Origin of the sequence: Streptomyces sp. Ag109_O5-10, assembly GCF_900105755.1 — a bacterium.
GTDB lineage: Bacteria > Actinomycetota > Actinomycetes > Streptomycetales > Streptomycetaceae > Streptomyces.
Map to the genome: position 1 here is coordinate 3,381,960 of NZ_FNTQ01000001.1, position 16,152 is coordinate 3,398,111.

Sequence of the window (16,152 nt, forward strand, 5' to 3'; positions counted from 1 at the left end):
TGTACGGGTGTCACACAGGTACGTGGCTCAGGTCAGTCCAGAAAGCTAACACCGCTCTCTATGACAAAGGCCGCACGATCTGTCCTTTTTCGGACGTGACAATCAGCACCCCCACCCAACGGAACCGACGATCGGAGGGCGCGGAGGGTTGCCCGGAGCTGCCGAGTGATATCACTTCGATAAAGCAATGACGTCCGGGATTGCACGGCCGGCCGGGCTCGTCCGGCCGTGCGCCTCGTGGGATCTCAGCCTGCCAGCGCCGCCTTGAACCCCTGCCGCCAGGACGGATACCGCGGTTCCCAGCCCAGTTCCCGCTTGGCCTTGGCGTTGGAGAAGCCGCGGCCCTGGGTCATGACGACGACCGCCTGCTCGCCGGCCAGGAGCCGGGCCAGCCACACCGGCACCCGCAGCGGCCGCTTCGCCCCGGCGCACTCGGCCAGGTACGGCAGCCACTCGGCGGCCGGCGCCGGTTCGTCGTCGACGATGTTGAACACGCCCCGCGCCTTCCGCTCCACCGCGAGGACGGTCGCGCTCGCCGCGTCGTCGAGGTGGATCCAGCTGCTGTAGCCGGTCGCGCGGCCGACCAGGGGGTACTGGCGCTTGCGGACCAGCTCGACCTGGTCGTCGATGGCGCCGGGCCCGTAGAAGGCGCCGTAGCGCAGGGCCGCGCCGCCGGCCCGCAGGACCGCCTCCTCCAGGTGGCGCAGCGCGAGCATCCCCCGGTGCGCGGCGGTGCCCGGCAGCAGGTCCAGCGGGTCCTCCTCCGTCTTCACCCAGCCACCCTCGCGGATGCCGTTCCAGCTGGCGTGGCTCTGTGCGACGACGTGTTTCACGCCGGCCGCCTCGGCGGCGGCGAGCAGGTGGTCCGTGCCCTCGGTGCGCAGCCGGTTGGTGAGGGCGAACCAGCGGTCGGGATGCTTGATGTCGGGCTTGCCGGCGTGCGCCATGGAGATCGCGGTCAGCTGATGGACGACGACGTCCGGGCGGGCCGCGGCCACCGCCGCGCCGACCGACGCCGCGTCCAGGCCGTCCATCACGACCCCCTGCGCGCCCAGTTCCGCCAGGAGCCCGAGCCTGGCCGCGCCGGTCGTGGTGGCCGTCACCTGATGCCCTCGCGCCACCAGCTGCGGTACCAGCCGCCGCCCCAGAACCCCGCTGCCCCCTGCCACGAACACCCTCACGGCCATCACCTTCCTGATCCGACCCGATGCGACCCGATCCGACTCGACGCGGGAGACCCGCTGCCGGACCGGAGACGAGACGGGCACCGCCGCTGTGACACCGCGCTGTCGCAGAACCGTGACAATCGACCCTCACCTGCGGCTCCGTACAGCGGGCCATGATCTACACACAGCGCGTATACACGCGACGTATACACCATGTGTAGAGTCCTCCCCATGTCCATCGGTCACACCCTCCTGGGGCTCCTGGAGTCCGGCCCGCGCCACGGTTACGACCTCAAGCGGGCCTTCGACGAGAAGTTCGGTCACGACCGGCCGCTCCACTACGGCCAGGTCTATTCGACGATGTCCCGGCTGCTGAAGAACGGGCTCGTGGAAGTCGACGGCATCGAGGCCGGCGGCGGACCCGAGCGCAAGCGGTACGCCATCACCGACGCCGGGGTCACCGACGTCGAGCAGTGGCTGGCGACCCCCGAGAAGCCGGCGGAGTACCTCCAGTCGACCCTCTACACCAAGGTCGTGCTCGCGCTGCTGACGCACCGGAACGCCGGCGACATCCTCGACAGCCAGCGCTCCGAGCACCTGCGCAGCATGCGCATCCTCACCGACCGCAAGCGCCACGGCGACCTCGCGGACCAGCTCGTCTGCGACCACGCCCTGTTCCACCTGGAGGCCGACCTGCGCTGGCTGGAACTGACCGCGGCCCGGCTCGACAAGCTCCGTGCGGAGGTGACCAGGTGAACGCCCCCGCCGGTTCGCTGCTCGCGGCCGAGAACCTCCACAAGGCCTACGGCCCGACCGTCGCCCTCGACGGGGCCGAGTTCTCCATACACCCGGGCGAGGTCGTCGCCGTGATGGGGCCGTCCGGCTCCGGCAAGTCGACGCTGCTGCACTGCCTCGCCGGGATCGTGCCGCCCGACTCCGGGTCGATCATGTACGCGGGCCGCGAGATGGCCACCATGAACGACACCGAACGCAGCGCGCTGCGGCGCAGCGAGTTCGGGTTCGTCTTCCAGTTCGGCCAGCTGGTGCCCGAGCTGACCTGCGTGGAGAACGTCGCGCTGCCGCTGCGGCTGAACGGCACCTCCCGCAAGGAGGCCGAGCGGGCCGCGCTGGGCTGGATGGAGAAGCTGGAGGTCGACGACCTCGCGAAGAAGCGTCCCGGCGAGGTCTCCGGCGGTCAGGGGCAGCGGGTCGCGGTGGCCCGCTCGCTGGTGACCGGTCCCCGGGTGCTGTTCGCTGACGAGCCGACCGGCGCGCTCGACTCGCTCAACGGCGAGCGGGTGATGGAGCTGCTGACGGACGCCGCCCGCTCCACCAACGCGGCCGTCGTCCTCGTCACGCACGAGGCTCGGGTGGCCGCCTACTCCGACCGCGAGATCGTCGTACGGGACGGGAAGTCCCGGGACATGGAGCGGGCGGTATGAACGTCAGGCAGTGGTCCAGGGATCTGGCCATGGGGGTCCGGTTCGCCTTCGGGGGCGGCCGCGAGGGCTGGTTCCGGGCCGCGATGACGGCGGTGGGCGTGGGCCTGGGGGTGGCGCTGCTGCTGCTCACCACGGCCGTCCCGAACGCGCTGGCCGTACGCCACCAGCGCGACGTGGCACGGGCGGACTACACATACGTCTTCGGCCACCCCTTGAAGGCCGGCGAGAAGACGTTCGTCATCGCGGACATCGAGACTCCCTACCGCGGCGCCGACATCCGCGGCCGGATGATCCAGCGGGAGGGCGCGAAGGCGCCGGTGCCGCCCGGACTCACCGAGTACCCGGCGCCCGGCGAGATGGCCGTCTCGCCCGCGCTGAAGCGGCTGCTCGACTCCGCGGACGGAGCGCTCCTGCGGGCCCGGCTGCCGTACCGGATCAGCGCCACCATCGCGGAGAGCGGACTGACCGGCTCGCAGGAACTCGCCTACTACGCGGGCTCCGCCGACCTCGCGGCCCACATCCACCCGCCGGACGTGGCCCGGATCGACCACTTCGGCAGCCCCCGGTCCCCGGACGCGGAGAGCGACCCGGTCCTCACGCTGCTCGTCCTCGTGGTCTTCGTGATCCTGCTGATGCCGGTCGCCGTGTTCGTCGCGGCCGCCGTCCGCTTCGGCGGCGAGCGCCGCGACCGTCGCCTGGCCGCGCTGCGGCTGGTCGGCTCCGACGGCCGGATGGTCCGGCGGATCGCGGCCGGCGAGGCGATGGCGGGCGCTCTGCTCGGACTCGTCCTCGGCCTCGGCTTCTTCCTGGTCGGCCGTCAGCTCGCGGGCAACGCCGAGGTGTTCGGCACCAGCGTGTTCCCGAGCTATCTCAACCCCTCCCCCGTGCTGGCCGCGCTGGTGGCGGTCCTGGTCCCGGCGGCGGCCGTGCTGGTGACCCTGTTCACCCTGCGCGGGGTGATCATCGAGCCGCTCGGCGTGGTGCGCACGGCGAAGCCCACCCGCCGCCGGCTGTGGTGGCGGCTGCTCCTCCCGGTGGCCGGCCTGGCGGCGCTCTACCCGATGATCGGACAGGGCCGCGGCGGTGGCGACTTCAACCAGTACCTGGTGACCGGCGGCGTCCTGCTCCTCCTGGTCGGCATCACGGCGCTGCTGCCGTGGGTCGTGGAGACGGTCGTCGGCCGGCTCGGCCGGGGCGCGGTGGCCTGGCAACTGGCCGTCCGGCGACTGCAGCTGAGCAGCGGTACGGCGGCCCGCATGGTCAACGGCATCGCGGTGGCGGTGGCCGGTGCGATCGCGCTCCAGATGGTCTTCGCCGGTGTCGAGGCCGACTACACCAAGCAGACCACCAACGACCTCGACCGCGCACAGATGTCGGTCCAGGTGCCGAACGGCGTCCCGGTGCCCGAGGTGGCCCGGGCCATGACGGCCACCAAGGGTGTACGGAAGGTGGTCTCGATCGCCGACGGCCAGGTCGGCGACCGGAAGAAGGACCCGAGCCAAACGGGCCAGGTGAGCGTGGGCAGTTGCGCCTCGCTGCGAGAGGTCGCGACCCTGCCGTCCTGCCACGACGGCGACGCCTTCGTGGTGCAGGGGTCCGACAGCGACTCCGAGACGACGAAGCTGCTGGCGGCCGGCGAGAAGCACGGCCGGACGCTGTACCTCGACCCCTCCTACTCCGGCGACACCGAAGGCTCCCCGAGCCGCTGGACGGTGCCGGCGAGGCTGAAGCAGGCCGAGACCCGAGAGGACCCCACCGGCTACAAGCGCGGTGGATTCCTGCTCACCCCGGGCGCGCTGCCGCAGGGCGCCAGTACGGCGGTGCAGGGCGTCGTCTATCTGTCCATCGACTCCGCGGTCCGCGACGCCCACGAGTACGTGATCAACACGGCGGTCCGGATCGACCCGCTGATGCACGCGGAGACGCTGACCTCGATCGAGCGGAACGGCCAGTTCGAGTCCATCCGCACCGGGCTGCTCGTAGGCGCGGCCGCCGTACTGGCGCTGATCGGTGCGAGCCTGCTGGTCAGTCAGCTGGAGCAGCTGCGCGAGCGCAAGAAGCTGCTGTCGGCCCTGGTCGCCTTCGGCACCCGGCGCCGCACGCTGAGCCTGTCGGTGCTGTGGCAGACGGCGATCCCGGTCGGGCTCGGCCTGCTGCTGGCCGGTGTGGTGGGGCTGGCGCTCGGCACGGTGCTGCTGAAGATGGTCGGCTCCACGGTGCGCGTGGACTGGCCGGGTGTGCTGGCGATGACCGGCTTCGGTGCGGCGGTCGTCCTCGCGGTGACCCTGCTCAGCCTGCCGCCGCTGGTGCGGCTGATGCGCCCGGACGGCCTGCGCACCGAGTAGCCGCTGTCAGCAGCCGGCGCCGAGGACCCGGACGGGCAGCGGCCGCAGTGCCTCGCGCAACGCGGCCGCCAGCTCCCGGTACTCGGCGCCGCGCGCTGCCCCGGCACGCGCCGCGAGGGCGATCCGGCGGCTCGGCGCGGGCTCCGCGAAGGAGCCGGTGCGAAGCTGGTCGCTGCGGCTGGTCTCGACCCTGACGGCGGTGTGCGGCAGCAGGGTGCAGCCGAGACCGCCGGCGACCAGCTGGACGAGGGTGGCGAGCCCGGCGGCCGTGGTGGTCACCGCGACGTCCTCGCGGCCCGCCTCCCGGCAGATGTCCAGGGCCTGGTCGCGCAGGCAGTGCCCCTCGTCAAGGAGCAGCAGGTTCAGCTCCTTGAGCGCCTCGCGGGCGATGCCGGTACGGCCGCCGAGCGGATGCCCGAGGGGCGTGACGAGCACGAAGTCCTCGTCGAACAGCGGAAGTTCGACGATCCCGGAGATGCCGAGCGGGACCGCGAGCAGCAGCAGGTCGAGCCGGCCGGCGGCGAGCCCGTCCAGGAGGCTGGCGGTCTGCTCCTCGTGGACCTGGAGGTCGAGGTCCGGATAGCGGTCGTGGACCAGTGCGAGGACGGTCGGCAGCAGATACGGCGCGACGGTGGGGATCACCCCGAGCCGCAGCGCGCCGGTGAACGGCGCCCGCACCGCCTCCGCCTCCGCCAGCAGCGCCTGCACGCCGTCCAGCACCTCCCTCGCCCGTACGGCGAGCCGCGCGCCGGCCGGCGACAGCAGCACCTTACGGGTGGTCCGTTCGAGCAGCGTGACGCCGAGGGTCTCCTCGAGGGCCGCGACGGCCCCCGAGAGCGCGGGCTGGCTCATGCCTATCGCGGCCGCCGCGTCCCGGAAGTGCAGGTGCTCGGCGACGGCGGCGAAGGCGCGCAGCTGCGCGAGACTGGGCTGCCGCCGCCTGCCGCCGGCCCCGCCTCCGCCCCCGGTACCGTTCCCCAGGGAATTACCCACAGCCACTGATAGCCACCTCCGATCAACCCGACCGAGTGTAGCTATTTCAGGAATCAATGCACCTTGTGCCACGATCGGCGGCGTCCAACCCATCGGAGCCGGCCCCGCGATCCGGGGTGGCTCCGCGCTGCAAGGAGAGCGTGTGCTCACTGTCGGTGACAAGTTCCCCGAGTTCGAACTGACCGCCTGCGTCTCGCTGGAGAAGGGCAAGGAGTTCGAGACGATCACCCACAAGACCTACCAGGGTTGGAAGGTGGTCTTCGCGTGGCCCAAGGACTTCACCTTCGTGTGCCCCACCGAGATCGCCGCGTTCGGCAAGCTGAACGAGGAGTTCGCCGACCGCGACGCGCAGATCCTCGGTTTCTCCGGTGACTCCGAGTTCGTCCACCACGCCTGGCGCAAGGACCACGACGACCTGCGCGAGCTGCCGTTCCCGATGATGGCCGACTCGAAGCACGAGCTGATGCGCGACCTCGGCATCGAGGGCGAGGACGGCTTCGCCAAGCGCGCGGTGTTCATCGTCGACCAGAACGACGAGATCCAGTTCTCCATGGTGACCGCGGGCTCGGTGGGCCGTAACCCCAAGGAGGTCCTGCGGGTCCTCGACGCGCTCCAGACGGACGAGCTCTGCCCGTGCAACTGGAGCAAGGGCGAGGACACCCTCGACCCGGTCGCGCTCCTCGCGGGTGAGTGACCCGTGTCCCTCGACAACCTCAAGTCCCGTGTCCCTGACTACGCCAAGGACCTGAAGCTCAACCTGGGGTCGGTCATCGGCAACTCGGAGCTGCCGGCCCAGCAGCTGTGGGGCACGGTCCTGGCGACCGCCATCGCCGCCCGTTCCCCGATCGTGCTGCGCGAGCTGGCGCCGGAGGCGAGGGCGAACCTCACGCCCGAGGCGTACACGGCGGCCAAGGCCGCGGCCGCGGTGATGGCGATGAACAACGTCTTCTACCGCACCCGCCACCTGCTCTCCGACCACGAGTACGGCACCCTGCGCGCGGGGCTGCGGATGAACGTCATCGGCAACCCCGGCGTCGACAAGGTCGACTTCGAGCTGTGGTCGTTCGCGGTGTCCGCGGTCAACGGCTGCGGGATGTGCCTGGACTCCCACGAGCAGGTGCTGCGCAAGGCCGGGGTCGGCCGTGAGGTGATCCAGGAGGCGTTCAAGATCGCTTCGGTGGTCCAGGCGGTTGGCTCCACCCTGGAAGCCGAAGCCGTGCTGGCCGAGTTCGAGTAGGCGGCGTCGCCCTGTGGACCCCGCTCACCTCTTGTGGGCGGGGTCTTCCGCATCCCTGGGAGCTGCGCCCCCAGACCCCCCTCCGGCCTGAACGGTCTCGTCCTCAGGCGCCGGACGGGCTGATGCGTGCGGCTGGTCGCCGTCGCCGGGTGCCGGAGGGACTGGGTTGTGCGGCTGATCGTCGTCGAGGACCGGACGGGCCGGATCATGCGGCCGGCCGGCGTCGCCGGGCTCGGTGGCCTCGTAGCGGTCGTGCGAGTAGTGGTGCAGATAGCTGACCACCGTGTTCGTCACCGCCACCAGCGGTACCGCCACGACCGCGCCGCCGATGCCCGCCACCATGCCGCCCGCCGCGACCGTGAGGACCACCGCGAGGGGATGGACCCGGACCGCCCGGCCGAGGATGAACGGCTGGAGGATGTGGCCCTCGATCTGCTGGACCGCGAGGACCACGGCCAGGGTCATGACCGCGGCGAAGACGCCCTGGGTGACCAGCGCCACGATCACCGCCAGGGCGCCGGAGGCGACGGCGCCGACGAGGGGGATGAACGAGAACAGGAAGATGAAGACGGCCAGCGGCACGGCCATCGGGACGTCCAGGAAGTAGATGCCGATGCCGATGAAGATGGCGTCGATGAGGGCGACCAGGACCGTGCCCCGGACGTAGGCCGTGAGTGTGCGCCAGGCGCGCGGACCGGCGCCGGCCACCCCCTCGCGGGCGGCGGACGGCACGAGCTTCAGGAACCACTGCCAGATGCGCGCGCCGTCGTACAGCAGGAAGAGCGTGGAGAAGAAGACCAGCAGGATGCCGGTCAGGGCCTCCACGATCACCTGGACGCCCTCCAGACCGAACGAGGTGATCTGGTCGGTGTTGGCGCCGATCGCCTCGCGGAGGTTCTTGGCGATCTGGTTGATCTGCTTGTCGGTGACGTGGAAGGGACTCTTCAGCAGCCAGTTGCGCAGGTCGTCGATGCCGTTCTGGACCTGGCTGGAGAGCGTGTCGACGTTCTCCATGACCTGCCAGGTCACGAACCAGCCCATCAGGCCGATCACCACGAAGCCAGAGATGGCGGTGAGCGCGGTGGCCGGGCCGCGGGGCATGCCGTAGCGGCACAGCCGGGCGACCGTCGGCTGGAGCAGCGCGGTGATCAGCAGCGCGATGACGAAGGCGAACACGACGAGTTGGACGGCGCTGATGACGCGCATCAGGATCCAGACCGTGCCGGCCAGCACGAGCAGCCGCCAGCCGGCCTCGGCGGCGACCCGCACGCCCCAGGGGATGGCCGTCACCGGGTCCGGACGCGGCGCCGGCTTCCGGACGGGCGCGGGGGCCGGCGGGTCCGGGGCCGGGGCGGGCGCCGGCACGGGCACGGCCGGAGGGGGCGGCTCCGGCTCGGCGTGCTCCCGCTCCACCTCGGCCCGGCGCTCGTCCAACCGCTCGCCCATCTCGGTCAGTCCGGCACCGATACGGCCGAGCCACTCAGGCACGCGCGACATGATCCGCCCTTTCCCCACCACTCCCCCCTGGAGTCGTCCGCAACGACCGTACAGGGCAACAGCCCCTCCCCCTAGGACGGGAAGGGGCTGTGGAAGGTTGAGAGAGGCCGGTGCCTCTAATACCAGTGGTTCGCCTGCCAGAACGACCAGGCCTGGCAGGGGCTGCCGTACCGGGAGTTCATGTAGTTGAGGCCCCACTTGATCTGCGTGGCCGGGTTGGTCTGCCAGTCGGCGCCCGCGGAGGACATCTTGGAGCCGGGCAGGGCCTGGAAGAGACCGTAGGCGCCGGAGGAGGCGTTGACCGCCTGGTAGTTCCAGCTGGACTCGTGGTTCACGATGTTGCTGAAGCACTGGTACTGGCCGCTGGCCACCATCTGCTGCGCCATCGCCTGGATCTGCGCCACGGTGTACGAGCTCTGGACCGGGAAGCTGGACGAGGAGCGGCTGGCCGCCTGCTTCGCCTGGGCGCGCTCCTTGGCTGCCTTGGCCGCCCTCTCCGCTTCGGCCTTCTTGGCCTCGGCGGTCTTGGCCGCGGCCACCCGGGCGGCCTGCTCGGCGTCCTTCTTGGCGGACGCGTCCGCCTGGATCGCCACGGCGTCGGCCTGCTGCGTCAGGGACGCGGTCTGAACCTGGGCCTGCTGACCCGCGGGCAGGTCGGCGAGGAGCGTGGTGTCGGCTGCCGTAGCCTCGGCGTCGTTGTTGGGCTGGGCAACGCTGCCCGAGGCAACACCCACGACGCTTCCGACGGCGGTGACCGCGGTGGCGGAGGCCACTGCGAATCCCCGGACCGAGATCCGGCTCACACGGTTTCCTTCCAGCATCGCCCGCTTCGGTGACCCTGGCGGACGCAATCGTGCCCCTGGCACAGGTCTCCTCACTACTGGGTCACGGGAGACACGGGCCCGGCGGGCAGCTCCGGAAGGGAGCGCCGCGTGGTGCTCGGGCGGCATACGACGTCGCTATGGAATTAGCGGTGGTGCTTCTGTTGTTCCGTACCGCTGGGGGTACGGGTGTGTCGTATGCGGGGCCTGACAGGAGTGAGACTCTGCCGTAACCCGACGCCGGGTGGCAATTCCGAGTTGCGTGTGAAAGCTCACATCCGGTTTCTCCCTGGGGATTTCAGGAAACCACCACGCGCGAAGGCGCCGCCCGGCTAGGCTCGGGGCCTTTGCCGGACGGCGCCAACGGGTGGGCCATCAGCCCAAGTTGGACACAGGGATCAGATGGTTCAGATGTGCCCGTCCTCCAGCATTTCGGTCACAAGGGCGGCGATCTGGGACCTCTCGGACCGGGTGAGGGTGACGTGCGCGAACAGCGGATGCCCCTTCAGCTTCTCCACCACGGCGACCACACCGTCGTAGCGGCCGACCCGCAGATTGTCCCTTTGCGCCACATCGTGGGTCAGAACGACCCGCGAGTTCGCGCCGATCCGGGACAGAACGGTCAGCAGGACGTTCCGTTCCAGCGACTGGGCCTCGTCCACGATCACGAACGCGTCGTGCAGGGAGCGGCCGCGGATGTGGGTGAGCGGCAGCACCTCCAGCATCCCGCGCGCGGTGACCTCCTCGATGACCTCGCGGCTGGTGACCGCCGAGAGGGTGTCGAAGACCGCCTGCGCCCAGGGGCTCATCTTCTCCGCCTCGGAGCCTGGCAGATAGCCCAGCTCCTGGCCGCCGACCGCGTACAGCGGGCGGAAGACCATCACCTTCTGGTGCTGGCGGCGCTCCAGGACCGCCTCCAGGCCCGCGCACAGCGCCAGCGCGCTCTTGCCGGTGCCGGCCCGGCCGCCCATCGACACGATCCCGACGTCCGGGTCGAGCAGCAGGTCCAGCGCGATGCGCTGCTCGGCGCTGCGGCCCTTGATGCCGAACGCCTCGCGGTCGCCGCGCACCAGGCGGATGTTGCCCTCCGCGGTCACCCGGCCGAGCGCCTTGCCGCGCTCCGACTGGATGGTCAGGCCGGTGTGCACGGGGAGGTCGGAGGCCTCCGGGACGTACACGTGCCCTTCCTCGAAGAGGACGTCCACCTGCTCGCCGGGCAGGGTCAGTTCGGACATTCCGGTCCAGCCGGAGGAGTCCGTGATGGCGAGCTCGGCGCGGTACTCCTCCGCGAGGAGCCCGACCGACGACGCCTTGATCCTGAGCGGCAGGTCCTTCGAGACGACGGTGACGTCGTACCCCTCGGCCTGCAGGTTGCGGGCCACCGCGAGGATGCGGGAGTCGTTGTCCCCCAGGCGGTAGCCGCTCGGCAGCACGCTGGGGTCCGAGTGGTTGAGCTCGACACGGATGGTGCCGCCGAGGTCCCCGATCGGGATGGGGGCATCGAGGCGGCCGTGCCGGACCCGGTAGTCGTCGAGCAGGCGCAGCGCCTGCCGGGCGAAGTAACCGAGTTCGGGATGGTGCCGCTTGGCCTCCAGTTCCGTGACCACGACGATCGGGAGCACTACCTCGTGCTCCTCGAAGCGGGTCATGGCGTTCGGGTCGGCCAGCAGGACGCTGGTGTCGAGAACATAGGTGCGCCGGTCGGACTTGCGGCGCGCTGTGCTGGTCACCACGGAAGGACGTACCCCCTCGGATGAGGTCGGGGAGCGACGAAGGCAGAGCTGGGCCGGGAGGGCGGGAAGAACCCGACCGGTTGACGGCCACCCTGCACGGGCCGAAAACCGGCCCCCCGCTGCTTCTTCCGTGCCGTGACCGCACGGTCGGGCTGGTGCAAAGGGCCTCCCGGGTGGACGGCCCCGAGCCGCCCACTGAGATCCGATGCCCGGGGTTCGGGCGTCGACCTGTCTGGCTTATGCCCTCGAACATGCGCCGCCATGCCACGGTCCGCAACGACGCGCAGGTGAACTCCGTGTTACTCGCGCCCCCATATGGGTGATTTACGCCTCATGGGTGGCATGGGGTCATCCACCGTGACGACGCGGTCATCCAGCGTGGCGCAGGTGCCAGGGGCCGTATGCCGCGTTGGCGTCCGCCGTCAGGATGACGTCACCCGCCGTAGCGGCGGTGCCGGGCCGCGTAGTCGCGCATGGCGCGCAGGAAGTCGACCTTGCGGAACGCGGGCCAGAAGACCTCGCAGAAGTAGTACTCGGAGTGGGCGGTCTGCCAGAGCATGAATCCGGACAGCCGCTGCTCGCCGCTGGTGCGGATCACCAGGTCGGGGTCGGGCTGGGCACCGGTGTAGAGGTGACGGCCGATCATGTCGACGTCGACGGCGTCGGCGAGGTCCTCCATCGGGACGCCCTTGTCGTGGGCGTCCAGGATCATCGAGCGGACGGCGTCGGCGATCTCCTGGCGGCCGCCGTAGCCGATGGCCACGTTCACCAGTATTCCGTCGACGTGCGCGGTGGCCTCCTCGGCCTCCTTCAGCGCGGTCTGCATCGGGGTGGGCAGCAGGTCGGGGGTGCCGACGTGGTGGACGCGCCAGCGGCCGTCGGCGGCGAGGGTGCGGACGACGTCCTCGATGATGCCGAGGAGCGGGACCAGTTCCTCCTTGGCGCGGTCGAAGTTGTCGGTCGACAGCAGCCACAGGGTGACGACCTCGACGTCGGTCTCGGAGCACCAGCCGAGGAACTCCTCGATCTTCTCCGCGCCGGCGCGGTGACCGTGCACCGTGCTGGATCCCGCGGCCTTCGCCCAGCGCCGGTTGCCGTCCATGATGACGCCGATGTGCTTGGGCACCTGAGCGTGGTCCAGGTGGCCTTCCACCCGGCGCGCGTAGAGCCTGACGAGCAGGCCGCGCAGCTTGTCGCGCAGGTTCACTTGAAGTCCGCCCCTCGTGATTCGGATGCGTGGGGTCCGCCCGCCGAAGCCTACCCCGCGGGGAGTTGGGGGAGGCGCGGCAGGGAAGGGCCCTCATGGGGCGGGGGTTCCGGTCGCGCGCGGCCGCGGGTTGGTCGCGGCTGGTCGCGCACTTCCCGGCGCGCCTTCGGGGTGCGACCCCGAGGCGGTTGGGAAGCGGGGAAAAAAAACGGGCCGGTCCGTGGGGGGGAGACGGACCGGCCCGAGGGGGGGGCTCCACCATAACCCTTCGTAAGTGATGCTGCGTGCATCAGCGCGCATCAACTACGCTCCGGAGTCGTCCGGCGACGCCCCGGTGGGCCCGAAACGCTGGATTCGAGGGTCCCGCGTGGCCGATTCGCAGCGGAATCCCAGGAAAAGTAGCCGCTTACGGGGAGATCAAGAGGGTTTGAGCCGTCTTGTGGACACCTCGGCGTGTTGTTCGCCCATCCCCCCGACGGGCTACCCGGGGTGTGAACAGCGCCTTGACGGGAGCGAGTGGGGCGTCGCGGCACCGCGCAGCCCCCTCCACTGCGCGGTACCGCCCGCGCAGCTTTGCTCACGCGAATTGCCTTGGTCTGAACTTACGTGAGCCGATCGGGTGACACGAAGCGAAAGGGGTAACGATGTGAGAACACTGTGAAAATGAGAGGTGAACAGAGAGACCCACTCTTCACTCATGTACAGAACCAGGATGTGGAGCACCACTTGGCCACATTTGTGATCAACGCCCCGTAGTGCCCCATCTTGATCGCTCCGCCTTCCGCCCCGCCGGGCGGGTGTCCGGAACCCCGGGCGGCGGTTCTTGGCCATTCTTCGCCGCCTGGCATTCCAAGGCCGGTGGATCAGGTCCGGAGCGCCGGTCTGCGGACGTCGAAGAGGTGCCGGGAGCTGTGCGCCACGAAGCGTCCCTCCGTCTCGATCCGGCGGTGCAGGGCGCGGAGTTGGGGCTGGTAGGCCTCGACCGTGAAGCCCGGGACCAGCCACACGACCTTCCGCAGGAAGTGCACGACGGCCGCGATGTCGTGGAACTCCATCCGCAGCCGCTCCGCCCGCAGCCCGACCACCTCGAGCCCGGCCGCCTCCGCCGCGGCGCGCTCGGTGCCCGGGTGGCGGCCGCCGCGGACGGCCTCCGGCTGCGGGCCGAGGAAGAACTCGACGAGTTCGAAGACGCTGGCCGGCCCGACGTGCTGCGCGAAGTACGTGCCGCCCGGCCGCAGCACCCGCGCGATCTCGGCCCAGTGGGCCTGCACCGGATGCCTGCTGAGCACCAGGTCGAAGGTCTCGTCGGCGAACGGCAGCGGGGCGTCCTCGGGAGAGGCCACGACCACCACACCGCGGGCGCCCAGCAGCGCGCTCGCCTTCGGGACGTTCGGCGGCCAGCCCTCGGTGGCGGCGAGCAGCCCGGGCCGGCCGGGGGCGGCCGTGCCGAGGGCGAAGTCGAACACCTCGCCGCCGCCGGTCTGGATGTCGAGCGCCGCGGTGGCGCGCGCCAGCCGCTCGCCGGCCGAACGGGCGTACCCCCAGGACGGCCGCGCCTCGGTGGCCCGCCCTTCGAACCAGGAGAAGTCCCACCCCTCGGTCGGCACGGCGGCGCCCTCTGCGACGAGGTCCTCGAAGGTGCGGTGCGTCAGCTGTTCTGCCATGCCCGCAGCATCGCAGCGGACTGTCGGTCCCCGCTGCTAATTTCACCGGCCATGACGACTGACGACACGTACACGGCCGGTGAGAAGGAAATCCTGCACGCGAGCCTGGACCGGCACCGGGACGCGGTCCTGTGGAAACTGCAGGGCCTGGACGACGAGCAACTGCGGCGCCCGATGACGCCGTCGGGCACGAACCTGCTGGGGCTGGTGAAGCATCTGGCTTCGGTGGAGTACGGCTGGTTCGTCGCGGCCTTCGGCGCCGAGGTCGAGCCGCTGTGGTTCGACCCCTACACCGACGACGACCTGTCCGTCGGCCCCGGTGAGACCACCCGGCAGATCATCGACTTCTACGGCCGCGCCCGCGCCGCCTCCGACGCGGTGATCAGCGGACGCCCGCTGGACGCGCCGGGCCGCCCGGACTGGCGGGACCACGAGGTCTCGCTCCGCTGGGTCCTCGTCCACATGATCGAGGAGACGGCGCGGCACGCCGGGCACATGGACATCGTGCGGGAGCTGATCGACGGGGCGACGGGGGACCGTCCGCGCACCTGAACCACCGGCAGCGTGCCGCGCGGGCGGTCAGGGAGCCCCCGCGGCACGGTCGCGCAGGACCAGCAGCACGAACCCCTCGTCCACGGGGTGCTCGGCGCCCTCGTACGGCACGAAGCCGCTCTTCTCCAGGAGCCGTACGGAGGCGGTGTTCCCGGCGAACGGGTCGGCGAACAGCGGCCGTACCGGCTCCTCCCGGAGGAAGAGGGCGAGGGCGCGGCTGCCGATACCTCTCCCCCAGTAGGCCCGCCCGAGCCAGTACCCGGTGAACCGGCGCTCGCCCTCCCACCAGGCGACGATGTTCCCCGCGACCTCCCCGTCCGCGACGACGGTCCGCACCAGGCCGCTCGGATCCCCGAGCACCCGCTCTCTCCAGTGCCGGAGGAAGGCCTCCCGCGGCCGGGGCGTGAACCTCGACCGCCGGACGGCCTCCGGGTCGTGCTCGTACGCGAGGAACAGTTCGAGGTCGTCGTCCTGTACGGGCCGCAGCCGAACGTCGTTGGTCGTCATACCGGCGAGTGTGGCACCCGCCACTGACAACGCCGGGCGGCCTGCTCCGGCAGGCCGCTACGGCACCAGCGGCCGGACCTCCTCCGCGGTGAACCGTACGAAGCCCTCGGGATCGGGCTCGTCCGCCGTCGGCTGGAGGACGACGGTGTCGGCACCGGCCTCCAGGAGCCGCCGCACGGCCTTGGCGACGGCGTCCGCGTCGCCGGCCACACCGAGGCCGGGGACGGACTCCAGCCCGTCCGCGACGAGTTCGGCACGGAGTCGGGCGGGACCGTCGGCCCCGGTGGCGGTCAGCAGGTACACCACGACCCGGTGCGGCTCCTCCGCCCCGCGCCCCGCGGCCAGCCGCCCCTCCTCGATGAGCCGCACGGCCCGGCGCACCCCGTCGGGTGAGGTGGCGGAGGTGAGCACGGTCCCGTCGGCGGCGGCACCGGACAGCCGGAGGGTACGGGGACCCTCGGCGCCGGCGAGGATCTCGGCGGGGCCGGCGGGCGGCCAGTCGAGCGCGACGTCGTCGAGCCGGACGTACCGCCCGCCCACCGTGACCCGCTCCCCGCGCAGCAGCGCGCGCAGGGCGTCCAGATGCTCGCGCAGCAGGGTCAGCGGGGAGTCCGCGCGGGCGCCGACCTGGCCCATCCAGTCCTGCACGCCGTGGCCGACGCCGACGATCGCGCGCCCCGGGAACATCCGGTGCAGCGCGGCGACCTCCATCGCGGTGACGGCGACGTTCCGCAACGGCACCGGCAACAGCCCGACCCCGACCCGCACCCGCTCCGACCACGCGAGCGCGGCCGCCGCCGCGGAGATCCCACCCTCCCGGAAACAGTCCTCCCACAACCACAACTCCTCGAGCCCCACCCCCTCAGCGACACGAACCACGTCCCGCAACCGCTCGGGGGGAAGCTGGGGGCGGAAGACTGCACCGAGTGATGTCATGGGGGTGGTATTACCCGGGGGTGGAGCCCCGACAACTCCATCAGCCACCCGA

Annotated in this window: 15 protein-coding genes; 6 read left to right on the plus strand and 9 right to left on the minus strand. The window is 71.0% G+C overall.

The genetic code is table 11. The annotated features are described in order from the left end of the window. Positions 1 to 245 precede the first annotated feature (245 nt). Positions 246 to 1,187 carry an NAD-dependent epimerase/dehydratase family protein gene (locus BLW82_RS15360; RefSeq protein ID WP_093499338.1) on the minus strand — a complete coding sequence of 314 codons (942 nt, stop codon included), beginning with the start codon at positions 1,185 to 1,187 and terminating at the stop codon, positions 246 to 248. Between the two features lie 210 nt (positions 1,188 to 1,397). On the opposite strand from BLW82_RS15360, the gene BLW82_RS15365 reads away from it, so the two are divergent. From BLW82_RS15365 to BLW82_RS15375, 3 genes are read left to right on the plus strand one after another with little or no spacing between them, the layout of a single operon-like run. Beyond that, entirely contained in the window at positions 1,398 to 1,922 is a 525-nt protein-coding gene (locus tag BLW82_RS15365) for a PadR family transcriptional regulator (protein WP_093499339.1), read from the plus strand. Continuing rightward, positions 1,919 to 2,608, plus strand: coding sequence for an ABC transporter ATP-binding protein (locus BLW82_RS15370; RefSeq protein ID WP_093499340.1), 690 nt, complete (start codon positions 1,919 to 1,921; stop codon positions 2,606 to 2,608). Before BLW82_RS15365 ends, BLW82_RS15370 begins: the two co-directional genes overlap by 4 nt. Then, positions 2,605 to 4,953 carry an ABC transporter permease gene (locus tag BLW82_RS15375; protein WP_093499341.1) on the plus strand — a complete coding sequence of 783 codons (2,349 nt, stop codon included), beginning with the start codon at positions 2,605 to 2,607 and terminating at the stop codon, positions 4,951 to 4,953. Before BLW82_RS15370 ends, BLW82_RS15375 begins: the two co-directional genes overlap by 4 nt. 6 nt (positions 4,954 to 4,959) lie before the next feature. Here the strand turns inward: BLW82_RS15375 and BLW82_RS15380 are convergent, their stop codons facing one another. Next, positions 4,960 to 5,952, minus strand: coding sequence for a LysR substrate-binding domain-containing protein (locus BLW82_RS15380; protein ID WP_371131343.1), 993 nt, complete (start codon positions 5,950 to 5,952; stop codon positions 4,960 to 4,962). A 136-nt stretch (positions 5,953 to 6,088) separates the two neighbouring features. On the opposite strand from BLW82_RS15380, the gene BLW82_RS15385 reads away from it, so the two are divergent. Further along, positions 6,089 to 6,640 carry a peroxiredoxin gene (locus tag BLW82_RS15385; protein ID WP_093499343.1) on the plus strand — a complete coding sequence of 184 codons (552 nt, stop codon included), beginning with the start codon at positions 6,089 to 6,091 and terminating at the stop codon, positions 6,638 to 6,640. A 3-nt stretch (positions 6,641 to 6,643) separates the two neighbouring features. Next, positions 6,644 to 7,183: an alkyl hydroperoxide reductase gene (locus tag BLW82_RS15390; RefSeq protein WP_093499344.1), complete on the plus strand. Its 540-nt coding sequence runs from the start codon at positions 6,644 to 6,646 to the stop codon at positions 7,181 to 7,183. Between the two features lie 24 nt (positions 7,184 to 7,207). Here BLW82_RS15390 and BLW82_RS15395 read toward each other — a convergent pair whose 3' ends face one another. The 5 genes from BLW82_RS15395 to BLW82_RS15420 form a co-directional block, all read right to left on the minus strand. After that, positions 7,208 to 8,680, minus strand: a complete 1,473-nt coding sequence (locus tag BLW82_RS15395; protein ID WP_093499345.1) for an AI-2E family transporter — start codon at positions 8,678 to 8,680, stop codon at positions 7,208 to 7,210. A 116-nt stretch (positions 8,681 to 8,796) separates the two neighbouring features. Beyond that, positions 8,797 to 9,501 carry an aggregation-promoting factor C-terminal-like domain-containing protein gene (locus tag BLW82_RS15400; RefSeq protein ID WP_093499346.1) on the minus strand — a complete coding sequence of 235 codons (705 nt, stop codon included), beginning with the start codon at positions 9,499 to 9,501 and terminating at the stop codon, positions 8,797 to 8,799. A 407-nt stretch (positions 9,502 to 9,908) separates the two neighbouring features. After that, positions 9,909 to 11,234: a PhoH family protein gene (locus BLW82_RS15405; RefSeq protein ID WP_093499347.1), complete on the minus strand. Its 1,326-nt coding sequence runs from the start codon at positions 11,232 to 11,234 to the stop codon at positions 9,909 to 9,911. A gap of 433 nt (positions 11,235 to 11,667) precedes the next feature. Then, positions 11,668 to 12,441, minus strand: a complete 774-nt coding sequence (locus BLW82_RS15415; protein ID WP_093499349.1) for an isoprenyl transferase — start codon at positions 12,439 to 12,441, stop codon at positions 11,668 to 11,670. Positions 12,442 to 13,304: 863 nt separating this feature from the next. Next, positions 13,305 to 14,105: a class I SAM-dependent methyltransferase gene (locus BLW82_RS15420; protein ID WP_093499350.1), complete on the minus strand. Its 801-nt coding sequence runs from the start codon at positions 14,103 to 14,105 to the stop codon at positions 13,305 to 13,307. Between the two features lie 51 nt (positions 14,106 to 14,156). Here BLW82_RS15420 and BLW82_RS15425 point away from each other — a divergent pair, with 51 nt between their 5' ends. Beyond that, positions 14,157 to 14,657: a DinB family protein gene (locus BLW82_RS15425; protein ID WP_093499351.1), complete on the plus strand. Its 501-nt coding sequence runs from the start codon at positions 14,157 to 14,159 to the stop codon at positions 14,655 to 14,657. Between the two features lie 27 nt (positions 14,658 to 14,684). On the opposite strand, the gene BLW82_RS15430 is transcribed toward BLW82_RS15425, so the two are convergent. Together BLW82_RS15430 and BLW82_RS15435 are read right to left on the minus strand one after the other, a co-directional pair. Next, positions 14,685 to 15,164 (minus strand): GNAT family N-acetyltransferase, encoded by a 480-nt coding sequence (locus BLW82_RS15430; RefSeq protein ID WP_093508059.1) that lies wholly within the window; start codon positions 15,162 to 15,164, stop codon positions 14,685 to 14,687. Positions 15,165 to 15,221: 57 nt separating this feature from the next. Beyond that, the gene (locus tag BLW82_RS15435) at positions 15,222 to 16,100 is read right to left on the minus strand and encodes an LLM class flavin-dependent oxidoreductase (protein ID WP_093499352.1); all 879 of its coding nucleotides are present in this window, start codon (positions 16,098 to 16,100) and stop codon (positions 15,222 to 15,224) included. Positions 16,101 to 16,152 lie beyond the last annotated feature (52 nt).

Coding starts and splice junctions, on each gene's coding strand:
- BLW82_RS15430 (WP_093508059.1), bottom strand. CDS start 15,164: ATGACGACCAACGACGTTCGGCTGCGGCCCGTACAGGACGACGACCTC.
- BLW82_RS15435 (WP_093499352.1), bottom strand. CDS start 16,100: ATGACATCACTCGGTGCAGTCTTCCGCCCCCAGCTTCCCCCCGAGCGG.
- BLW82_RS15365 (WP_093499339.1), top strand. CDS start 1,398: ATGTCCATCGGTCACACCCTCCTGGGGCTCCTGGAGTCCGGCCCGCGC.
- BLW82_RS15425 (WP_093499351.1), top strand. CDS start 14,157: ATGACGACTGACGACACGTACACGGCCGGTGAGAAGGAAATCCTGCAC.
- BLW82_RS15395 (WP_093499345.1), bottom strand. CDS start 8,680: ATGTCGCGCGTGCCTGAGTGGCTCGGCCGTATCGGTGCCGGACTGACC.
- BLW82_RS15360 (WP_093499338.1), bottom strand. CDS start 1,187: ATGGCCGTGAGGGTGTTCGTGGCAGGGGGCAGCGGGGTTCTGGGGCGG.
- BLW82_RS15420 (WP_093499350.1), bottom strand. CDS start 14,105: ATGGCAGAACAGCTGACGCACCGCACCTTCGAGGACCTCGTCGCAGAG.
- BLW82_RS15375 (WP_093499341.1), top strand. CDS start 2,605: ATGAACGTCAGGCAGTGGTCCAGGGATCTGGCCATGGGGGTCCGGTTC.
- BLW82_RS15400 (WP_093499346.1), bottom strand. CDS start 9,501: ATGCTGGAAGGAAACCGTGTGAGCCGGATCTCGGTCCGGGGATTCGCA.